A 20,493-nucleotide genomic window follows, 5' to 3' on the forward strand; every position below is an offset into this window, starting at 1 on the left:
TTGCGCAAAGGTACGAAAATATAGGCGTTTTGGCCAGTAAGCGATTCATGTTCAGTAGGATTACTCAAAAATAACTACTTATTCTTGGTATTTTACATCTCTTCTGGACCCGAAACGCATTTTCTTCAGAACCGCAGTATACACCACAACGCAAAGCGTAGCTATACCTATGCCAATACCTGCTCCGGCCAGTACATCGAGCGGATAATGAGCGCCCACGTAAATCCGGCTGTAGGACACTACCAGCGCCCACCCGAATACCCACTTAACCCAGGGCTGTCGGCGACCAATCAGTAACCAAAGTCCCATGGCCAGCGCAAAGCTGTTGGCTGCGTGCGACGACGCAAAGCCATACTGCCCGCCACATTCCAGCACGGGGTGAATCAGCGGCTGTAGTTCGGGAACGTGGCAGGGGCGGAGCCGGAGGGTGAGGGGTTTCAGCAGCGCCGAAGCGGTCTGGTCACTAAGGGCTACGGCAGCCGCCAGCGTCAGCACTATACCAATGGCCTGCTTTCGGTACCGGAAAGCCAGCCAACCCACCAGCAGCACATAGAACGGAATCCAGCTATTGCGCTGCGTCACCCAGACCATAACCGGGTCGAGCCACGGCGCATAGTTGCCGTTCAGCCATAGGAACAGGTCGGTATCGAGTTGGTTGAGGGCGTCCTTCATGGAATGATTGAATTGTAGAATGATAGAATGATTGAATAGGGGTCGTTGCCTTTTTTATTCAATCATTCTATCAATAAATCATTCAACCTTTAATTGTATCCCAACACCTCCCTCACCCGCCGGATCGTCGCACCTGCCACGGCGCGGGCTTTTTCTTCGCCGGCCTGGAGTTCGTTTTCCAGGGCTTCTTCGTTGCTCATGAAGTAGTTGAAGCGCTCGCGTTCGGCGGCAAAGCGGGTGATGATGAGTTCGTACAGTTCCTTTTTGGCGTGGCCGTAGCCGTAGCCGCCGGCCAGGTATTTTTGCCGCATGGCTTCGGTCTGGCCGGCATCCGCCATCAGCGAGTAGAGCTGGAAGGTAATGTCTGTGTCGGGGTTCTTGGGCTCCTCAAGAGGAGTAGAGTCCGACAGGATTTTCTTGATGACTTTATTCAGTTCGTTTTCGGGCAGGAAGATGTCGATGTAGTTGTTGTACGACTTACTCATCTTCTGGCCGTCGATACCCGGAATAGTCATGATCCGCTCGTCGATCTGCGCTTCGGGGATGACAAATACCTCTGTACCATACTCGTGATTAAATGAACTGGCAATATCACGGGTCATCTCCAGGTGCTGCCGCTGGTCTTTGCCGACAGGCACAATGTTGGCATCGTACAGCAGGATGTCGGCGGCCTGTAACACCGGGTAGGTAAACAAACCGGCACTCGCCGACCGCTCGCCGAACTTCTCGACCTTATCCTTGTAGGAAGTCGCGTTCATGAGCATGGGGACCGGCGTAAAGCAGTTCAGGTACCAGGCCAGTTCGGTATGCTCTGGTACCCGCGACTGCCGCCAGAAGGTATTCTTCGTCGTATCCAGTCCAAAAGCCAGCCAGGTGGCCGCTACGGCGCGTGTGTACTCCCGGCGCGTGGCTCCATCCTTGAGCGTCGTCAGTGAGTGTTGATCGGCAATGAATAAAAACGACTCGTTGCCTGCCTGTTTTGATAGATCAATGGCGGGTTTAATCGCCCCCAGCAGATTACCCAAATGGGGCCGCCCGCTGCTTTGTATGCCTGTTAAAATTCGTGCCATATTGCGTTTTTGTCATCCCGAGGAAGCCGGGCGGCCGGTGCCGAGGGATCTCACACTCTACTTGCTTAGTAGCGTTCGAGGTTCCTCGTTCCTCGGAATGACAAAAGTTAGATTCATTACTTATTTCCCCTGTGCTTCCACCACGGCAATCGCTACCATGTTGACAATCTCCCGTTCGGAGGAGCCTAGTTGGAGGACGTACACGGGTTTGCGGATACCGAGCAGGATGGGCCCGATGATGTCGAAACCGGCCGCTTCGCCCATCAGGTTGTAGGCGATGTTGCTGGCTGAGAGGTTTGGAAAGATCAGGGTGTTGGCACCTTCGTCGACCAGTTTGCTGAACGGGTGATTTTGCCGCAGCAGTTCCGTATCGAAGGCCAGGTGCGCCTGGATTTCGCCGTCGACAATCATATCCGGGTGCTTCTGTTGCAGGATTTCTACCGCCCGGTTCATCTTCTGGGCATCTTCACCCTTGGCACTGCCGAAGTTGGAGTAGGAAACCAGAGCAATGCGGGGTTTGATGTTAAAACGCTCGACCGCTTTGGCCGTCATTTCGGTGATTTCCACCACTTCTTCCGCTGTCGGGTTGAAGTTGACGGTTGTATCGGAGAAGAACAGCGGGCCGCGTTTGGTAAGCAGAATATACATACCGGCCACTTTCTGGATACCCGACTCCCGGCCAATCACCTGTAGGGCCGGCCGGATGGTATCCGGGTAGTTGCGGGTCAGACCGGAGATCAGCGCATCGGCTTCGCCGGTTTCGACCATCATGGCCCCGAAGTAGTTGCGGTAGTACATGGTCTTCAGCGCTTCGGTGGCGTTTACCCCTTTGCGTCTACGCTTTTCATAATACAGATCGGCGAAGCGCTGAATCAGTTCTTCCTGCTCCGGTGCACGCGGATCGAGAATGGGGATATTGCCTAAATCGAGTGAGTTCTCGTCAATCAACTGCCGGACTTTAGCTATTTCGCCGAGCAGAATGGGGAACGCGATGCCTTCGTCCCGCACCTGCTGCGCGGCCTTCAATACCTTTACATTTTCGGCATCAGCAAAGACCACGCGCTTCGGGTTCGACTTGGCCTTGTTCAGGATCACCCGCGAAATCTGATTGTCCTGTCCCAATCGGCGGGCGAGTTGCAGTTCGTAGGCTTCCCAGTCGGTGATGGGGTGCTTGGCCACACCCGACTCCATGGCGGCTTTCGCAACGGCTGGGGCTACAGTGGTTAGCAAACGCGGGTCAACCGGCTTGGGAATAATGTATTCCCGGCCAAACATCAGGTTAGATTCGCCATAGGCGAGGTTCACAATATCCGGCACGGTTTTCTTTGCCAGATCGGCCAGGGCGTGTACCGCGGCCAGCTTCATGGCCTCGTTGATCTCGGTAGCCCGCACGTCGAGCGCTCCCCGGAAAATGAAAGGGAAGCCGAGTACGTTGTTCACCTGGTTGGGGTAATCGGAGCGGCCGGTCGCCATGATGATGTCCGGCCGGGCTTCCGTAGCTTCCGGATAGGAGATTTCCGGCGTGGGGTTGGCCATGGCGAACACGATCGCGTCTTTAGCCATCGACCGGACCATATCCTGCGACACGACATTGCCTTTTGATAAACCGATGAACACGTCGCAGCCCACCATGGCCTCTTCCAGCGTGTGGAGGTCGCGGTGGGTCGCAAACAAGCTCTTGCGCTCGTCGAGGTCGGTGCGTTCGGCGCGAATAACGCCTTTGCTGTCGCACATTACGATGTTTTCGATGCTGGCCCCGAGCGATACATACAGTTTCGTACACGAAATAGCCGACGCCCCGGCACCATTCACGACAATCTTTACTTCGTCTATTTTTTTGCCGACGATTTCCAGCGCATTCAGTAGCGCGGCTGCGCTGATGATAGCCGTACCATGCTGGTCGTCGTGCATCACCGGAATGTGCAGCTCTTTCTTGAGCCGCTCTTCGATCTCGAAGCATTCGGGCGCTTTGATGTCCTCCAAATTTACCCCGCCGAAGGTCGGTTCCAGAATTTTGACGGTCCGGACAAACTCATCAACATCTTTGGTATTTAGTTCGATATCGAATACGTCGATATCGGCGTATATCTTAAACAGCAGGCCCTTGCCTTCCATTACCGGCTTGCCGGCTTCGGGGCCGATATCGCCCAGACCCAATACGGCTGTACCATTGCTGATAACGGCTACCAGGTTGCCTTTGGCGGTATATTTATACACATCCTCGACGTTGGCGGCAATCTCCAGACAGGGTTCGGCTACACCGGGGGAATAGGCGAGGGTAAGGTCTCGCTGGGTATTGGTTTCTTTGGTCGGAATGACTTCAATCTTACCGGGACGCCCTTTGGCGTGGTATTCCAGGGCGTCTTCGCGACGGATCTTTTTCTCCATGTGGTTCTGTTGGTTGCTGGAAAAGTCGCGCTAAGGTAAGAAAAAAAGCCCTGCCGCCTTTCCGTTATCAGGCAAATGTACACAGCGAAGCTACATAGTCCCGGCTGCCGTCGGTGACCCAGGAGTCGAGTTGCGCCGGGTCTTTCATCTGCTGACCGCGATACCGGGGCACGGCGATGTAGCCGCATTGGATGTCGGGCAGGGCCGACATATCGCTCCAGAGTTTCTCGATCTGCGCTACCGGATAAATGTCTTCCTGACCGTGCCCCCAACGGTATTTTACTTCCTTAATGGTTACGTACGAAGGAATACGGTGCCCCACGTTGCGGACGGCTCTGGCCAGTTGGGCTTCATCGCCTTTCTGCAAATCGGCGCGGGTGAGGCCGAACAACTGCAACAGCGGGTCAATCTGTATCCAGGTGGTCATGGAGTTGTAGTAGCTCAGGTTGAGTTCATCTTCCTCGCGGGGCTGAGCCAGACCTTCCAGTAGCCGGATGTGGCCGTTTACCCTGGCCAGTCCACCACCCCGATCCTCAATGCGCCGGGGCACTACCTCAAACGTCAGCACATTGCCCGACTCCAGGTGATAGCCCAGAGCCGCGGGGTTAACATCAGCCCCGAGCGTGTCGATATTGTGCAGCATCAGGGTCTGGACCTGCGGCTGCTCACTTAACAGGCGGGCCAGGGTGCCGTTGCGCAGCAGGTTGGAGACTTCGTACCAGTGGCCGAGAGGGGAGAAGCGTTGCGCGGCAATGTTGTCGGTGTAATCGGAGCCTTCGCCCTTTGATTTGGCCCAGCCAATGAGCGTCTGGCGGACGGCATCGCGGACTTTCTGTTTATTTTCGTCCAACGTTTCCTGCGGCATTTCTTCCCACATAAACCGCAGGTCCCGCTCCATCGGCACAAACCGTTGACCAATCGATCGCCCCGGCGATAGCAGTGCCGGACCGCCATAGCCAAAGTTGCCGGTCTGTTCCAGCTTTTTGCGGATCGGCTCGTGCGTCAGGTAACTGGTGGCTACCAGGTGCGGAATTACGGAGCCGTAGCTTTCGGCCACTTTCCGGGTCTTCGCCATGTGGATTTCCAGAAAGCTGCGATGAATGCCGTCGATTTCTACAAACGGATTAATGGCTTTGATCACCCCGGCCCCTTTGGTCCAGCGGCTGCCGACCCCGGCGGCCAGGCTCATCACCGCTATCTTGCCCGAGCGGATGGCGTCCTCGCCGGTTTTGATGGAAGAGACCAGCTGGTCCAGATGCGCCAGTTCATCGGGCAGTACATCTTCGATAGTGCTTTCGGCAGGCAGCCGGTTACGGGACAGGCCGATTCGCCCTTTTTGCAGTTCCTCCCGAATCTCTTCGTGCTGGATATAATCGAAGCCGTTCTCTTTTTTAATCCGTTCCGCTTTTTCGTTCTCCACGCTCCGGTTGCTTTGGGTAGACGGATCAGATACCTTGAAGAGGTTGCTGACCACCGTACGGAGCAGGGGATAGGCCAGGTTATTCTTGGCACAATACGTGGTGAATACATCAATTTCGGCCCGGCGGATGTAGGGGATGGATGCCGGATCTTTCCGCACCAGCTCCGATACGTGAATGCCGTAGTACTGCTCAGGCATCAGCGCGTCGCTGCCTTCCTGGAGGTTCGCCCAGGTACCTCTGGGGTTGATGCGCCAGTTGTACACCACCGGTTCCATGGCAAACGGCAGCGAATCGGATAGTTCGTTTTTGGTGGTCCGCAGAATCTCCAGCACCCGCGTTTTGTATTCCTCATTCCGTTCCGGATTGACAAACATACCCATACCACCACCCGACATACCACCAAGCATCAGGAAGCCGTAATAGTCGTCGCCGAACGCCTTTTTCGCTTTGGCGATGATCTGCTCGGTAAAGTATGTCGATGCCCAGGGGATAATGGTCTTGATCGGGTATTCCCAGTTGCGGGCCGTATTGGCCCCCAGTTTCCGAATGTCGCCTTCCTGAATAGCGGCCAGAATATTGTCGAAGATCTGGTTGGTCTGCTGGCGGGCGGCCCACTCTTTTTCGCCCCGGAGCAGGTACTTTTCGGTCACCATCTCCAGGATCGGCCCCACATTCGACGCCATACCACCGTGCATCAGCACCAGCGAATGCATGATCTGCTCGGCAAAGTCGGGATGCACGGCCCCGTTCTGCAGGACGCGGTGGCGGGGTAGCAGCGCTCCCCGGCTGGTGCCAAATTCCGGATCGCCCTCCTGCGCCAGCATACCCTGAATGGCTTTAACCCCCGGCCAGACCCCACCCGAGTCCTGCCAACCACCACCGGAACCACCAATCCATTCGCCCAGGATGGCGCGGGAGGCTACCAGCCGTCGCTCGCTTTCTTCCAATCCGCCTTCCAGGTTCTGGGTTTGCCCCGTCGCCCGCATCAGCAGGCTGATAATGGAGCCCAGCAGGTTGGTGGAAACCGCAAAGCGGGAGCCCTTGGGAATGTCGTTGACTTTGGTGACCAGTTCAATGCCCATACCGGGCGCTACTATCCGGGCCAGAATGTCGGGCAGCGACTGGTTGGTCCCTTCAAACGAGGGCGGTATCAGGCCCGATGCAATTACCCCGGCCTTGACCAGACTCAGGTAATCGTTACCGAAGTTGAACAGGTCGTCCAGGTCGTGAATGTCTTTGGTGGTGTTCAGGTCGACGCTGGTCAGGCGCAGCACCGGCTCCGTAATAACCCGAACATAACAATGCAAGGGTGGTTGGATATCTTTGTCGCGGCCAAACACCCCCAGATCAATGGATATATTGATGACCCGTGCGCCTTCGGGATAATCCATACCCAGAAAGAAAATATCGGACCAGCCGCTATGGGTCAGGTCCATCCGTACGGAGGTCTGTTCGTGCAGAATGGGATAGAACAGCGAATGTTCCGTGCGCTGGAGCAGCCGGGGATGAATATGGATCGGGTGCTCGTCCTGGTGCCCGACCCGGAACATCCACTGGTTGCCTTTGCTGGAACGCACACTCTTCCGCACCTGATCCGCCAGAATCTGGAACGACAGGTGATGGTAACCATCGGCCAGCGCGCTGAACAGGGTCGCATTCGGTCCCTTCGTATCCAGTTCGTGGTAGAAGATATCAATAGCCTGTTCAAAGCGTCGGGTGAGCAGGTCCTCGAATCCGGCGTACGGAATCTTTCCGGTGGTAGGCGTTTCTTTAGCCTCCATCAGGAAAAACCGGTACCCGGCATACAGGAAGAGAATGGCCCGGACTTTTTCGTACAGGTTGGGCGTTGTCTCCCGGAAGCGATCCAGTTCGCGCAGGGCAACTAACAACTCTCTGGCACTAAAACTCCGGCTTAGTTCAAAAAAGGATCGGTTGCGTTTTTCGGAATCGGTTGAGGTGATCGTCTCTATGAAAACATTCATGGGTGGCTACAGAAAGGTACGTATTTAAACCAGACGGGCGCTGCGGGTATTGGCTTCAGCCAGCAGTTCGACCATCATCGATAGGGTCTCGTCGTGGGCTTCACCCGCCAGTCCCAGCGCAATCTGCGCGCGTAGCAGTCCGTGCCGCCGGCTCAGGTCGTAGCGGTTGCCTTTTACCTCCAGCGCCAGGTATTTTTCGGTTTCGGCCAGTTCCTGCAGGGTAGGGGTGAGCAGGATGTTGGTACCGTTCTGCTCCATGTATTTTTGCAGCATGTCGAACACCACGGGCGTAAACACGTGCATCCCGAAGAAACAGAGGTAGTACCCCACCCGCAAGCCCGGCGTCTGCAACTCCAGTTCAGCCACGCTCAGCGAGGGTTTTTCGATGATGCGGTTGATCTGGTATACGCCCGCTCTATTCGGCAGGTGCTTACCGGTCAGCGTGCCGTAGCGGCCAATCTGGTGTTCGATGGTCGGGTTGACGGCCGAAACCGAACAGTTTTCCTGGGTAGCCAGATCGATCAATTGGGCCGCACAGCGTTTCTGCGCCAGGTTGGACACGTACAGGTAGTCGCCCAGCAGCAGCAGAAACGGCTCGTTATTGACAAACTCGCGGGCACAGTACACGGCATGGCCGTAGCCCAACGGCTCACGCTGTTCGGCAAAGTGGATCTGCCGCATCAGGTAGTCAATTTTATCCGCTTCGTCTTTGGCCCAGTCAACACTTCTGAAAGATTTGACCAGGTTGTCACGGAGGGAGGTAAACGCGCTGAGATAACGCTCGCCATCGCCGGGGGCGCAGACCACGCAGATTTCTTCGATGCCGCTGGCAAAGGCTTCTTCGGCAATAATCTGAATAACGGGTTTATGCAGGCCATCGGTATCGATGACGGGCAGCATGGCTTTCTGTATGGTATCGGCCACCGGATAGAGACGTTCGCCCCGGGCGGCTGCGGTAATGACGGCTTTTTTTACTCGCATGGATTAATGAGACGGGATGATATTAAAAAGGTCTACGTTCAGGCTGGTTTCCAGCTGTTTGGGGTAGAGAATGATAAAACTGCTGCTCTCAAAATAATTGGTCAGGTAGTACGGCAGCTTATCGAGCTGCGCGTTGTACGACGGGTGGCCTTTGCGGGAGGAGACGATCACAAACAAATCGTTTTGCTTGATTTCCCGGCCCAGAATTAGAAAATCGCTCCAATTTATAAATTTCCGGAACGTTACCCGCAGCGCGCTGGTGCTTCGCTGGGTAATCTTATCCAAATGCCGGATGGTGTCCGGATGCGCGTAGAACAGCAGGTCGAGTCCGGCTTCCTTGGCCAGGTTGGTTAGTTTATCGAACCAGTGCAGAAAGCCCGGTTCCAGCTCGGCTTTAGGCGGAACCGCAATCACCATGCGCTGCAGCGTGTTGAGCGGCTGAATGGTTCTGTAGATGTAGATAGTTTCCGGTACGCGTTTCAGAATCTGCTCGGCAATGGGGCCAAAGAACTCATTGTCGCCGGCGTTGTGGTGCAGGCCAATCACCACGTCGGTGATATTCTGCTCTTTAATGGTATAGATAATGCCGTTACTGATGTTGACGTCGAAGCGGGTGAGTGGAATCAGTTCGTTGTCGGTAGCGGCCGCGTGTCTGATGGCCAGGTCCAGCATCTTTTTGCCCGACGCGCGGCCGTTCTGGTTATCTTCTTCGTTGACAATGTGCAGGGCGTACAGGGAAATGTCGCTCTTGCGGGGTTTCAGCATCAGGCCCAGGTTAACCAGATCGGTAACGGTATCCGGGTACGCCAGCGAGATCATGATTTTTTCGGAGGGCTCGGCCGTCTCGGTTTCGGCCTCTTCGTTCAAGAGCGCAATGCGGCTGGAGGCCTTCTCCACCGAAAAGGAACTGATGGTGCAGGTGACCAGAATCATCAGGATGGTCCCGTTCAGGATGTCCTCGTTCAGCAGGCGGATGGGATCACCCGTGGCTGTCTCCCCAATAATGATATTATACCCGACCAGCACGACGGCCAGCGTAGCGGCCGCCCGGGCGGTGCTCAGGCCAAACATAAGCTGACGCTCCTCATTGCTCAGCTGGAATGTCTTTTGGGTTACCCAGGCGGCCAGGAATTTCGATACAACAGCCACCACAATCATCAGGCCCGCTACCTTGAGCGCCCCGATTCCGTTGAACAGCACCCGGATATCGACCAGCATGCCGACGCCAATCAGAAAGAACGGGATAAACAACGCATTCCCGACAAAATCGATCCGGTTCATCAGCGGAGACGAATGGGGAATAAAGCGGTTGAGGGCCAGCCCCGACAGGAACGCCCCGATAACGGCCTCCATGCCGGCGGCTTCGGCCAGAAACGCCCCCAGAAACACCAGCGCCAGCACAAAAATATACTGCGAGATATTGTCGTCGAATTTCTTGAAGAACCAGCGGGCAATGAGCGGAAACACAAAGAGCACGATACCCGCAAAGATCAGGAACGAGACGACGAGCCGGAGCCAGAACGCCGAACTGATATCGCCTTTGGTCATGCCGACGATTACGGCCAGCACCAGCAGCGCCAGAATATCGGTGATCATGGTGCCGCCGATGGTCAGTGTGACGGCCCGGTTGCGGGTAACTCCGTAGCGGCTGGCAATGGAGTACGCCAGCAGGGTATGCGAGGCAAACATACTGCCGACCAGCATGGATGTCATCAGGGTATAACCCAGCAGGTAATGCGCGGTCAAAGTACCCATGCCCATCGGAATCAGAAACGTGTACAGGCCGAAAACCAGGATTTTGTTCCGGCTTTTGCGGAACTCCTCCAGGTCGATCTCCAGCCCGGCCAGAAACATGATGTACAGCAATCCGACCGTCCCGAACAGCACGATGCTGCTGTCGCGCCGGAGCAGGTTGAGCCCGTAGGGACCGATCAGAATGCCCGAAATAATGAGCCCGATAATGTGCGGGATCCTGAGCCGGTTGAACAGGATGGGCGCAAAGAGAATGATAAACAGAACCAGCGAAAATATGATGACCGGATTGCTGAGCGGCAGCGAAAAATCCAGCTCGGTTGTAAGGATCATGGTTTCAAAAAGAGAGTTTGACGCACTACAACTTAGTAAGCCCTACCGCGTAAATAATCCGGCAGTTGCCTTCCCGCGTAATTTCGCGCTGCCCTTCCATGGTGTTGGCGGTTTTAAACTGTAACCGCACCGTCATGCGGGTATTAGCCGCCGATGGGTCCTGCTGGGCCGTAAGTTGTAGCGCCCCCTCCTGAAAGGTACCGGTGTATACCCGCACCAGCCGGTTGTTTTCCAGCGCCTGCACAAACACCATGTTGTCTTTGTAGCTGATGATCCACTGCAACGACCGGGTGTCGCCCACTGCCGAGCCTTCACAGGAGGTTTCGGTGCAGCGCATCTGGACCGACCAGCGGCCGACAAGGTTGGGGTTATACACGACGGTAGAGTCCTGGGTGGAATCGGCCGGGCTGGTCAGGGCTTTTTCCCGTTTGGTCAGCTCTTCCTCTTTTTGGTTCAGCTGTTGTTCCCGCAGGGTCAGTTGCTGCTCTTTCTGGTTAAGCTCAGTGGTGCGTCGTTCCAATTCTCTTTCCCGTTCCCGGAGCCGGCAACCCGAAAAGGTAACCATAATGAGTAATAAAAAATAGAGGGTCTTCATTAATTGAATGAATGAGTGATTGAATGATTGAGTGGGTCGTAGACTAAAAGAATTGAATCAATGTACAAAACTCTACCGTCCAGCGTCCATTATCTAACGTCTAAACTAGCTAATTCCGAAAGTTTTGGGTAACCATCAGCCCATAAACTCCGCCGTCGAGGATACCGATGCCCACACGCCCGAAGGCCGGCCGCAGGATATTGGCCCGGTGGCCGGGGGAGTTCATCAGCCCGGTATGGGCGATGCTGACCGTCTGCGCCAGCGCCAGATTCTCACCGGCGGTCAGGAACCGTACCCTGGCTGCGCGTATCCGGTCGAATGGGTCTTTGCCATCGGGCGTAATATGGGCAAAATACCCACGGGCAAACATATCACGGGAGTGGTTCCGGGCCACCACCGCTAACTCAGGATCGGCCTTCAGCGGTTTCAACCCTTCTTTCAACCGTTCCTCATTAACGAGTTCCAGCATCCGGGCTTCCAGGTCAGCCCGGACTTTAGGGGCCTCCACTTTATAGGGAAGCGTAACGGATTTGTCCGAGGAGGGCTCCACCGTCATGTTGTTCAGCGACCGCCCAATGGCTCCTTCAAAAACCGGGGCCAGTTTGCTTTCCAGCCATTCGACCGGTTGGGTCAGCCGGCCGGCCAGCACGCTGTTGCGGCTACTTTCGGTCAGGGCGTCGGTGAGCGGCAGAGCCATCAGCAGGGCCGCGGCAAACGATGCGTAGATGACGCCCATGATCAAGCCGGGAATCATGCCCAGAAACCGGTTGAAGCCGTGGGCGTGGGTTTCCATCGAAACATCGCGCAAGGCCCGGCTGGTAATGGACGACAGCACAATGCGGGCCATCATCAGCGTCAGCAGAAACGACACCGGCAGCGTCCAGACACCCAGCGACGGGACGTGTTTTCCGAGAAAATCGGCCAGAAACTGGTACAGATACAGGGCAATCAGCAGGCCGGCTACCAGAGACAACAGATCAATAATACCCAGTATAAACCCTTTCTGCCAACCGCCCCACACCGACATTAAGACAATCAGGATGAGGAGGATGTCGATGAACGTTAAACTCATAACCAGTTTCGTTTGGGTAGTGCTTAAAAGGGAAACTGCCGGGAGTTGGGGAGGGTTTACGGGTGGCCGGTTTTTCGAGTATCCCGCCCTGTATCAGGGGGTAGTTGCTGGTAAAATCATATAGCAAACCGTCATACGTATGCCTTGCCATTTGTAAATACTTGAACAACAAGGTTTAACTGTCTGTTGCTACAAGGATGATAACTAGATCCATCATTCTAAAACCAGACGTTATGAAATCAGTTGCAGTTGTTCTGGCAGGCATGGTCACGCTCTTTAGTGCGTGCAATACTGGTACCAACGATGCCAGCAAAGAAGAAGCGGTTGGCAATGAAACTCCCGGAAAGCCGGTTGAAACCCGGCCGCAGGATGCCGGCTATAAACCGGCCTTTGCGGGACAATTTCGGGCTCCCGGCGTCCAGACCACCACGCCCTATGAGGCCCGCGTTATCACCGATAAACTAGCTAAGCCCTGGGGTATTGCCGCCATGCCGGATGGCCGTTTCCTGATTACCGAAAAAGCAGGAACCATGCGCATTGTCAGCGCAGACGGTCAGGTGAGCGATAAGATTGCGGGCGTACCGGCGGTTGTTGACAAAGGACAGGGCGGGCTGCTTGGCGTAACCCTCGATCCGGATTTCGGCTCGAACCGGACGGTGTACTGGACCTTTACCGAACAGCAGGCTGGAGGAAACCTGAACCTGACCGCCGTGGCCAAAGGCGTGTTGTCGGCAGATGGCCGGCGCCTGGACAACGTCCGCGTAATTTACCGCGCTACGCCGGCCTATGAGGGCGATAAACACTACGGCAGCCGGCTGGCCTTTGACAAAGCGGGTAATCTGTACGTGACGACCGCTGACCGGTACGAACCGGAACGGCGCAAGCACGCTCAGGACGTAACGTCGTCGCTGGGTAAGGTCTTGCGTTTGACCAAAGAAGGGCAACCGGCGCCGGGCGGCCCGTTTGCCGGCCAGTCCGGGGCTAAAGCGGAGATTTACTCCATGGGGCACCGAAATATCCAGAGCATCGATTTTCACCCCCAGACCGGTGCGTTATGGATCGCGGAGATGGGCCCCCAGGGCGGTGATGAACTGAACGCCGTGGAGCCCGGTAAAAACTACGGCTGGCCGGTCATCACCTACGGCATCGAATACAACGACGATAAAATTGGAAATGCGATAACCCAGAAAGAAGGCCTGGAACAGCCCGTGTATTTCTGGGACCCGGTGCTGTCCCCCAGCGGTATGACTTTTTACCGCAGCAATGCCATACCCGAGTGGCAGAACAACCTGTTTATCGGCGGCCTGAACAGCCACCACATCGCCCGCCTGGTGCTCGACGGCCGGTGGGTGGTCGGTGAGGAACGCTTAGTGGCCGACCAGCAACAGCGCTTCCGCGCCGTAACGGAGGGCACAGACGGTGCGCTGTACGCCATCACCGACGAGGGGCGGTTGTATAGGATCGGTAAAAAGTAACTGATAGTTCAGGTTCATCGCCCCAAAAGGCTCTTTCTTCCGGCCAAATGGCTGCCTGGGTAAGACCGGGTGGACTGGCAGTGCCGCTGCGTATACCTTTGACCAACTCCTTTACGGAAAAAGATAATAACGCACATACTGTCCACCCATAGCCAAATGAGAACGCTGAGTCAGTCCACCCTCGACCGGATCGTTGAAGAAACGGTAGCCAACCCATTTATTTACGGAGCCTCTTTTCAGGTAAGTACTTCAGACGGCTCCCTCACCTTGAGCAGTGCTTCCGGAAACCTGGAACCGGAAGCACGCTTTTACATTGCGAGTATCAACAAACTTATGCTTTCGGCGGTAACGCTTCGGCTGATCCGGGATAATGAACTTCGGTTTACGGACAGAATTGCCCAGTACCTGCCGGCCGATCTGATGGACGGACTGCATATCTACCAGGGTCAGGATTACTCCGGGGAAATCACGGTCCACCATCTCCTTACCCAAACCTCCGGCTTGCCCTGCTACCTGATCGATAAGCGGCCCGATGGCCCTAAGGTTATGGATGGGCTGTTGCAGGGCAATGACCAGGCCTGGTCGACTGAGCAGGTGGTTGCTCAGGTGAAGAAGATGAAAACCAGGTTCCGGCCGGGGCAGCCGGGTAAGGCCAGATACGGCAACACCAATTTCCGACTACTGGGCAGAATTCTGGAAAACGTTATCGGGAAGTCCCTGGATACGATTCTGACCGACCTGTTTGAGGAACTGGCGATGAAAAACACCTTCGTGTTCAGACTGGGTGACGAGAGACCCTTTACCGCTTTTTATGTAAAAAATGCGCCCGTCAGCATTCCTCAGTACTTTGCCTCCGCCCAATACGATATTATTTCCACGGCGCAGGATCTGATGGTCTTTCTGAGGGCATTCTTTGAAGGCTACTTTTACCCCAAAGAAAGCCTTCAGGCGCTTGAACAATGGAACCGTATTTTCTTTCCGTTCAAGTATGGTATCGGTATTCAGAAATTCTATACCCCCTGGCTGTTTTCGCCGTTCAGGCCAGTTCCGGATATGGTAGGCCACTGCGGCTCGGTAGGCACGGCCGCTTTTTATATTCCGGAGAAAGATGTTTTTATTACGGGTACCGTCAACCAGATCAGCAGCCCACGAATTCTATTCCAGACGCTGATCAAAATAGTCAATCAATTATAAGAAAAAGCCGGCTACATCCGGTAAGGTGGTGTCTGGTGATAAATGGCCTCCTGGATGGTTATGTTTTTCAGGTAATCAGCGCCACTGGTTTCAAACGGGGTGTTGGCTAACCAGGCGTCAACAAAATGGCGCTGACAGAAAAAGACGCAATCGCCCGCGAAGCCGTGGTTCCGGTGGGTATAGGCGTGGGGGTAGGCGGGTTTCCCCAGCGGCTGAACCTCAATGCTGCCATCGGCGAAAAGGCGCAGGGTGCCGCCCTCGGCATCAATGGTCAGGAGTTCGGCAAAGGTATAGCGTGGGGTTTCGTGCCGGTTTTCGTTGTATCGGCTCATGTCCAGCACCGCATCGGCTCCGCCCCTGAAACTCAGGACGACAAGGCCGCTGTCTTCCCCCTGAATGTCGGGGTTGCGCTGGTGCAGCCGGGCAAACACATCGGTTACCTCGCTGCCGGTCAGGTAGCGCAGCGTATCGATCAGGTGAATTCCGGTTTCATAAATCAGCAGCCGTTGGTAGTCGCGAAAGTAGGGCTGACGCGCCAGGTAGGCGTCGGCCTGCCAGCCGTCGCCCATCCGCAGGCGCCAGTAAAGGGAAAAGATCCGGGAGCCCACGATGCCGCTGTCCAGCAGTTTTTTCAGTTCCCGGTGCCAGGGCTGAAAGCGGAAGTTCTCATGCACCATAAAAGGCACACCCTGCTGTTCGGCGATGGCTACAAGGGCCCTGGCTTCTTCCTGCGTGGGCGCCAGGGGCTTCTGGCAGATGATGGCGATGCCCCGGCGGGCCGCTTCCTCCACAAGGGCTTTGTGCGTAGCAGGTGGGGTGATGATGTCGACAAAATCGGGCTGCCCGGCCTCTAGTGCTTCCTGAATGTCTTCATAGGCGTTGGGGAGATTCCACTGCCGGGCGAATGCGTCGGCTGCCCCGGCGTTCTGGTCACAGACTCCGGTAATGGTTATTTCGGGTATACGCTGCCAGGCTTCGATATGAAACTGGCTGAAATACCCGGCTCCAATGAGTAAGCCCCTGCGTTGGTTGCTCATGCGTTAATGGCTACGTCCATGTTGGTAGGCTGGGTGCGCCTGTTTCGCAGCCAAAGGAAAGCGGCCAGCAGGTTCAGGATAGCGCCCACAAAGAAAAAAGGCGTGACACTGCCGGTCCAGCCCTTCAGGTAAGGGAAAGCCAGCCCGGTGACAAACGAGCCCAGGTTGCCGGCCATATTCATGGTGCCCGATACCTCACCGGCCCGTTCCTTGCCGATATCCAGGCAGAACGCCCACGAAGGCGGTAAGGTCATATCGGCCCCGAAAATAGCGATGGACAGGAAAAATACCGCTCCGCCGACGGATTCCTGCCAGACGCTGAGTAACAGCCCGAGCGCCGAGAGGAAAAAACCAATGGCCGCCGGTATAACCCGGGAGTTTACGTGGCCCTTTCGGTATAAGGTATCGACCAGCCAGCCGGAAAACCAGTTGCCAAAGGCGCCCGCCAGCAGGGGAATGGAGCCCAGCCAGCCGGCATCGACCGCCCCCAGCGAAAACTTCTCCTGGATATGCGGATACAGCCAGGTCAGCGCAAAGAAAAACGTGAAGTTCGAACAGAAGTATTGCCCCATGGCAAACCATACCTCCGGCTTTTGCAATACCCGGTCCGACGGCTCCGTCTGAAGCTGAACGGGCTCCAGTTGCTGCCGGTGGGCCAGAATGTGATCCTTCTCCGGACGGGACAGCAGCCGGTGCTGTTGGGGATCATCCCGGAACAGCAGCCACCAGGCCACCGCCCAGCCGATGCCGACAACCCCCAGCATCAGAAAGGCCGTTCGCCAGCCGTAGGCCTGAATCAGCCAGGCGGCTCCGGGCAGGGCAAAAGCCGCGCCAAAGCGGGAGCCCGAAAAGTTGATGCCGGTAACCAGACCCCGTTCCTGCATGGGTATCCACGAGAGGGTAGCCCTGGCCATACCGGGAAAGGCACCGGCTTCACCGGCCCCAAACGCAAACCGGATGATGAGCAGGGATACGTAGTTCCAGGCATAGCCGGTGAGTGCCGTCAGCAGCGACCAGAAGGTAACGATGCCGGACAGGACCCGCCGGGGACCGAACCGGTCGACCAGCCGGCCCGAAGGCGTCTGGAGCAGAGCATACCCGAGGGCGAAGGACGATAAGACCCACCCCATCTGCTGCTCGGTCAGTTGTAAGTCCGCGACAATGGGGGCCTTGGCTACCGAAATACAGATCCGGTCGATGTACAGCAATAACGCCAGCAGAAAGGTGCAGAAAATGATAAAATATCGGAACATGGCCCTACTGTAACTTGTGTAATACGTCGACCAGGGCCTTTTCATCCCCTACATTACCGGGAAAGACCACGTAGGGGATGCCGTGGAACCGATTGCCGGGCTCGGCCTCCCAGACCGGCACCCCCGGTATTATCTGCCCTATTACCCGAGCCACCCGAACCCCCATGCCTTTGGTGGCCAGGTCGCTGGACGTAATGCCTCCTTTGGCAATGATGAACGAAGGCAGTACCCGAAGGCCTTTTACGATATCGACGAGGGTGCCCGATACGCGTTGACCGATCGCCAGACTTTCTTCGGGCCGATCGCCGGTGACCAGTTGTCGCTCGGACTGGACCAGCACCGTCTGTCCCTGCTCCAGATAAGCGTCCACTTCCCGGACAATCCGGGCAGAGCAGGCAGGCGAATCCGTCAGGGCGTCCGCGACGTTGACCTCCAGGACCGGCAACGGACTATGCTCGTTCAGGTAGGCTAATTGCTGCGTTGTTTTAGGGACGAATGAGCCGGCAATAATGAGCCCACCCGTGCGGGATTGGCCGTTCAGCAGGTCGCCTTTTGTCAGCAACGGTTTCGGAGACAGACCGGCCAGCGTGCGCACAATAGAGGCTGCTGACCGCAGCAGGATCGTCCGGCCCGATTTCCGCACGGTCCACAGCACCTTAGAAACGGCTTCGAGGTCTTCGTACGTCAAAGCGTTGATGACCAGGATGCTGGCCTGTGGTTGACTTAGAATATCGCTGGCCAGTTCGGCCGTCGGTTTGGTGCGGATGGCGTCGAGACTCAGGCTGATGATTGCATCCGGGGCAATGCTGCCTTTCGACTTTTCCAGCACCCAGTCACGCAGGTTAGCGTGCTGGTACGCAAAAGCCGGGTCGCGGGCAAAGGGGGTCTCCGATACGGGTGTGCGGTGGCCGTTTTCCTCGATATAGTGAATGTCATCCTCGGTAATGCGTCCCCCCTCAATGAAGGCCGGGGCCAGTACAATCAGCGGATCGTCCAGCCCTGCGGCTTCGGCCAGAGCATCCACTTCGGCGGGAAAATGCCCGCGCAGGGTTGAATCGCTGCGGCTGATGAGCAGCACCTGCCGCCCCGTGTCCGCAGCCGCCTGCCGGATGGCCTGCCCGATGTCGGTGGCGAGCGCCCTGGCCGCTGGTTCAGGCAGGCTTCGGGAGTTGGTCAGGATGTAAAAAAGGGGCACTCCGGCCTTAAACTGCTCCCGCAGCAACGGCGTTTCCCAACGGGTAAGCACCGAAATACCATGCACCGTCTGGGTGCCGGTAGGGTCATCGTCCAGGACAACAATCGTTACGTCGTTACCCATTATTTTCCCCGTTTTCAGGCGTTCTGGTTCGCCATAGTGTTGCTTCATGGTCTGTCTCTACCGCTACTACCCGGGCGGGGGCGCCATCTCCACCCGCGTATTTAAGCGGTAGCGCAATCAGGATGACCTGCTCCTGCCGGATCTGATCGAGGTTGCAGAGGCCTTCAATAATAATTACACTGCCGCCCAGCAGGATCTGGTGAATCCGGGTAACTTCGGGCAGATTGTTGACGTCGGCGACCGAAGGAGGCTCCACACCCAGCGTCCTGACTTTCTTTTCGACCAGCCACAGCGCCAGGTCTTCACCAATGCGCGGTAAGTCATCCCGGTACGAAGGTGTCCCGATTCGCCGGCTCCAGTCCGTGTGGATCAGTACCCCGTCGCCGGGCTGGATGCGGTCGGCCAGGTCGCCCAGGTGGGCGACCGTGATCCGTTCGCTAGGTTTGGTAGCGGGCAGGTGCAGCACCCAGGCCGGCCCGATGCACTGCTCCAACGGCAGTTGATCAATAGTAACCGCACTGACCCCAAAATGGAGCGGAGCGTCCATATGGGTACCGGCATGCGAGTATAGGTGTAAAGTGGTGGCATTCCAGCCGTCACGCTCTAGGGTTCTCGCTGGTTCCCAGCGCACACCGGGCATATCAGGCTGGTACGTAACCGTTAGATCGATGAACTTCATACGTAGTTAATTGGGCCACAACAGCCTGGCCAATTTCCTGGGTCGTGGCCGAGCCTTTCAGATCGGCTGTCCGCAGGCCCTGGGCGGTAACGGCGTTGATCGCCGACAGAATAGCGTCGGCAGCCGCTTTTTCGCCCAGGTGTTCGAGCATCAGGGCGCCTGACCAGATCTGGCCGATAGGATTGGCGATTCCTTTACCGGCAATATCGGGTGCCGAACCGTGAATGGGTTCAAACATGGACGGAAAGTTTTTTTCCGGGTTAATGTTCCCGCTGGAGCCTAACCCCAGGCTGCCCATCAGCGCCCCACCCAGGTCGGAGAGAATATCACCGATCATGTTGGTGGTCAGCACGACGTCGAAAATCTCCGGTTTCAGCACAAAATTAGCAGAAGCGGCATCTACGTACATTTTCTGGTACGTCACATCCGGATACTGGGCCGCTACTTCCCCGATCACGCGGTCCCAGTACGCCAGGGAGTGGATCAGTGTGTTTGACTTGGTAACGTTGGTCACTTTGTGCCGGCGCCGGCGGGCAAGCTGAAAGGAGTAATGGGCTATCCGCTCGATGCCCTGGCGGGTAAACACGCTGGTGTCGGTAGCCAGGCCATAAGGCTGATCGGCGTACAGGATTTTACCGTTCTGCACAAACTCTCCCTCGTTGTTTTCGCGAATAACGACAAAGTCAATATCCGCCTGGGCCTTATAGCGGAGCGGACTTTCCAGCCCATCCAGCAGCCTGACGGGCCGGTAGTTGACGTACTGCTGAAAGGCGGTACGTACCTTAAAGGTGAACTTCATTGCCGGCAGGGTATCGTCGACATCCGGCAGGCCAACGGCCCCAAAGTAAATGGCATCAAACTGCTTCAGTTGCTCCAGTCCGTCGGCGGCCAGAAAGTCGCCGTTTTCCATATAATAGCCGGCACCCCATGGGAAATGCGTAACGTCTAACTCAAAGCCAAAGCGGCCGGCTGCCATACGCAGCACCTCTAACCCTACCGGCACGATCTCATGGCCAACGCCATCGCCGTGAATTGCCGCAATTTTGTAACGGTTCATTACCTGATTGTTTGTGTTATTTAATGATTGGACTACCTGTATAGTTACGTGTTGAGAAATTCATCCCCGAAAGGATGCTGATTAAACGAACTCTTCCAAACAAGCTGGAGAATAAAAATCCGCAAACCTTTGCGAGGACCTTTGCGACTTTTTTTTGAAATGCTTCTGTATGGTTATTCGCTGAGTAAGACCTGTATTGGTCAGGCTGTCGTGT

15 protein-coding genes are annotated in these 20,493 nt (G+C 56.1%); 2 read left to right on the plus strand and 13 right to left on the minus strand.

Features of this window, described 5'->3' with window-relative positions; genetic code table 11:
- Positions 1–78: 78 nt before the first annotated feature.
- From ABD949_RS28490 to ABD949_RS28525, 8 genes are all read right to left on the minus strand, one after another.
- A complete protein-coding gene (locus tag ABD949_RS28490; RefSeq protein ID WP_345249553.1) occupies positions 79–672 on the minus strand; it encodes a phosphatase PAP2 family protein in 594 nt (197 codons plus the stop codon).
- An 89-nt stretch (positions 673–761) separates the two neighbouring features.
- Positions 762–1,742, minus strand: a complete 981-nt coding sequence (gene trpS / locus ABD949_RS28495; protein WP_345249555.1) for a tryptophan--tRNA ligase — start codon at positions 1,740–1,742, stop codon at positions 762–764.
- Positions 1,743–1,862: 120 nt separating this feature from the next.
- Positions 1,863–4,130: an NADP-dependent malic enzyme gene (locus ABD949_RS28500; RefSeq protein WP_345249557.1), complete on the minus strand. Its 2,268-nt coding sequence runs from the start codon at positions 4,128–4,130 to the stop codon at positions 1,863–1,865.
- A gap of 67 nt (positions 4,131–4,197) precedes the next feature.
- Positions 4,198–7,533 carry a UTP--glucose-1-phosphate uridylyltransferase gene (locus ABD949_RS28505; RefSeq protein ID WP_345249559.1) on the minus strand — a complete coding sequence of 1,112 codons (3,336 nt, stop codon included), beginning with the start codon at positions 7,531–7,533 and terminating at the stop codon, positions 4,198–4,200.
- A 24-nt stretch (positions 7,534–7,557) separates the two neighbouring features.
- The gene (locus tag ABD949_RS28510) at positions 7,558–8,514 is read right to left on the minus strand and encodes a UTP--glucose-1-phosphate uridylyltransferase (RefSeq protein WP_345249561.1); all 957 of its coding nucleotides are present in this window, start codon (positions 8,512–8,514) and stop codon (positions 7,558–7,560) included.
- Between the two features lie 3 nt (positions 8,515–8,517).
- Positions 8,518–10,599 carry a cation:proton antiporter gene (locus ABD949_RS28515; protein ID WP_345249563.1) on the minus strand — a complete coding sequence of 694 codons (2,082 nt, stop codon included), beginning with the start codon at positions 10,597–10,599 and terminating at the stop codon, positions 8,518–8,520.
- Between the two features lie 25 nt (positions 10,600–10,624).
- Positions 10,625–11,194 (minus strand): hypothetical protein, encoded by a 570-nt coding sequence (locus ABD949_RS28520; RefSeq protein ID WP_345249565.1) that lies wholly within the window; start codon positions 11,192–11,194, stop codon positions 10,625–10,627.
- A gap of 109 nt (positions 11,195–11,303) precedes the next feature.
- Positions 11,304–12,266, minus strand: coding sequence for a CvpA family protein (locus ABD949_RS28525; RefSeq protein WP_345249567.1), 963 nt, complete (start codon positions 12,264–12,266; stop codon positions 11,304–11,306).
- Positions 12,267–12,499: 233 nt separating this feature from the next.
- Here ABD949_RS28525 and ABD949_RS28530 point away from each other — a divergent pair, with 233 nt between their 5' ends.
- Both ABD949_RS28530 and ABD949_RS28535 read left to right on the plus strand, forming a co-directional pair.
- Positions 12,500–13,741: a PQQ-dependent sugar dehydrogenase gene (locus tag ABD949_RS28530; RefSeq protein ID WP_345249569.1), complete on the plus strand. Its 1,242-nt coding sequence runs from the start codon at positions 12,500–12,502 to the stop codon at positions 13,739–13,741.
- A 156-nt stretch (positions 13,742–13,897) separates the two neighbouring features.
- Positions 13,898–14,935: a serine hydrolase domain-containing protein gene (locus ABD949_RS28535; protein WP_345249571.1), complete on the plus strand. Its 1,038-nt coding sequence runs from the start codon at positions 13,898–13,900 to the stop codon at positions 14,933–14,935.
- A gap of 11 nt (positions 14,936–14,946) precedes the next feature.
- Here the strand turns inward: ABD949_RS28535 and ABD949_RS28540 are convergent, their stop codons facing one another.
- From ABD949_RS28540 to ABD949_RS28560, 5 genes are read right to left on the minus strand one after another with little or no spacing between them, the layout of a single operon-like run.
- Positions 14,947–15,972, minus strand: coding sequence for a Gfo/Idh/MocA family protein (locus ABD949_RS28540; protein ID WP_345249573.1), 1,026 nt, complete (start codon positions 15,970–15,972; stop codon positions 14,947–14,949).
- Entirely contained in the window at positions 15,969–17,225 is a 1,257-nt protein-coding gene (locus ABD949_RS28545) for an MFS transporter (RefSeq protein ID WP_345249575.1), read from the minus strand. Before ABD949_RS28545 ends, ABD949_RS28540 begins: the two co-directional genes overlap by 4 nt.
- A 4-nt stretch (positions 17,226–17,229) precedes the next feature.
- Positions 17,230–18,591, minus strand: coding sequence for a four-carbon acid sugar kinase family protein (locus ABD949_RS28550; protein ID WP_345249578.1), 1,362 nt, complete (start codon positions 18,589–18,591; stop codon positions 17,230–17,232).
- Positions 18,536–19,222, minus strand: coding sequence for a cyclase family protein (locus ABD949_RS28555; RefSeq protein ID WP_345249580.1), 687 nt, complete (start codon positions 19,220–19,222; stop codon positions 18,536–18,538). Before ABD949_RS28555 ends, ABD949_RS28550 begins: the two co-directional genes overlap by 56 nt.
- A complete protein-coding gene (locus ABD949_RS28560) occupies positions 19,185–20,279 on the minus strand; it encodes an isocitrate/isopropylmalate dehydrogenase family protein (protein ID WP_345249582.1) in 1,095 nt (364 codons plus the stop codon). Before ABD949_RS28560 ends, ABD949_RS28555 begins: the two co-directional genes overlap by 38 nt.
- Positions 20,280–20,493 lie beyond the last annotated feature (214 nt).

Source organism: Nibrella saemangeumensis (assembly GCF_039541915.1).
Lineage (GTDB): Bacteria > Bacteroidota > Bacteroidia > Cytophagales > Spirosomataceae > Nibrella > Nibrella saemangeumensis.

What these genes read in the sequence shown, in the direction of transcription:
- ABD949_RS28535 (WP_345249571.1), top strand. Translation starts at nt 13,898, where the DNA reads ATGAGAACGCTGAGTCAGTCCACCCTCGACCGGATCGTTGAAGAAACG.
- ABD949_RS28550 (WP_345249578.1), bottom strand. Translation starts at nt 18,591, where the DNA reads ATGAAGCAACACTATGGCGAACCAGAACGCCTGAAAACGGGGAAAATA.
- ABD949_RS28555 (WP_345249580.1), bottom strand. Translation starts at nt 19,222, where the DNA reads ATGAAGTTCATCGATCTAACGGTTACGTACCAGCCTGATATGCCCGGT.
- ABD949_RS28520 (WP_345249565.1), bottom strand. Translation starts at nt 11,194, where the DNA reads ATGAAGACCCTCTATTTTTTATTACTCATTATGGTTACCTTTTCGGGT.
- ABD949_RS28540 (WP_345249573.1), bottom strand. Translation starts at nt 15,972, where the DNA reads ATGAGCAACCAACGCAGGGGCTTACTCATTGGAGCCGGGTATTTCAGC.
- ABD949_RS28490 (WP_345249553.1), bottom strand. Translation starts at nt 672, where the DNA reads ATGAAGGACGCCCTCAACCAACTCGATACCGACCTGTTCCTATGGCTG.
- ABD949_RS28545 (WP_345249575.1), bottom strand. Translation starts at nt 17,225, where the DNA reads ATGTTCCGATATTTTATCATTTTCTGCACCTTTCTGCTGGCGTTATTG.
- ABD949_RS28510 (WP_345249561.1), bottom strand. Translation starts at nt 8,514, where the DNA reads ATGCGAGTAAAAAAAGCCGTCATTACCGCAGCCGCCCGGGGCGAACGT.
- ABD949_RS28515 (WP_345249563.1), bottom strand. Translation starts at nt 10,599, where the DNA reads ATGATCCTTACAACCGAGCTGGATTTTTCGCTGCCGCTCAGCAATCCG.
- ABD949_RS28530 (WP_345249569.1), top strand. Translation starts at nt 12,500, where the DNA reads ATGAAATCAGTTGCAGTTGTTCTGGCAGGCATGGTCACGCTCTTTAGT.
- trpS (WP_345249555.1), bottom strand. Translation starts at nt 1,742, where the DNA reads ATGGCACGAATTTTAACAGGCATACAAAGCAGCGGGCGGCCCCATTTG.
- ABD949_RS28560 (WP_345249582.1), bottom strand. Translation starts at nt 20,279, where the DNA reads ATGAACCGTTACAAAATTGCGGCAATTCACGGCGATGGCGTTGGCCAT.
- ABD949_RS28505 (WP_345249559.1), bottom strand. Translation starts at nt 7,533, where the DNA reads ATGAATGTTTTCATAGAGACGATCACCTCAACCGATTCCGAAAAACGC.
- ABD949_RS28525 (WP_345249567.1), bottom strand. Translation starts at nt 12,266, where the DNA reads ATGAGTTTAACGTTCATCGACATCCTCCTCATCCTGATTGTCTTAATG.
- ABD949_RS28500 (WP_345249557.1), bottom strand. Translation starts at nt 4,130, where the DNA reads ATGGAGAAAAAGATCCGTCGCGAAGACGCCCTGGAATACCACGCCAAA.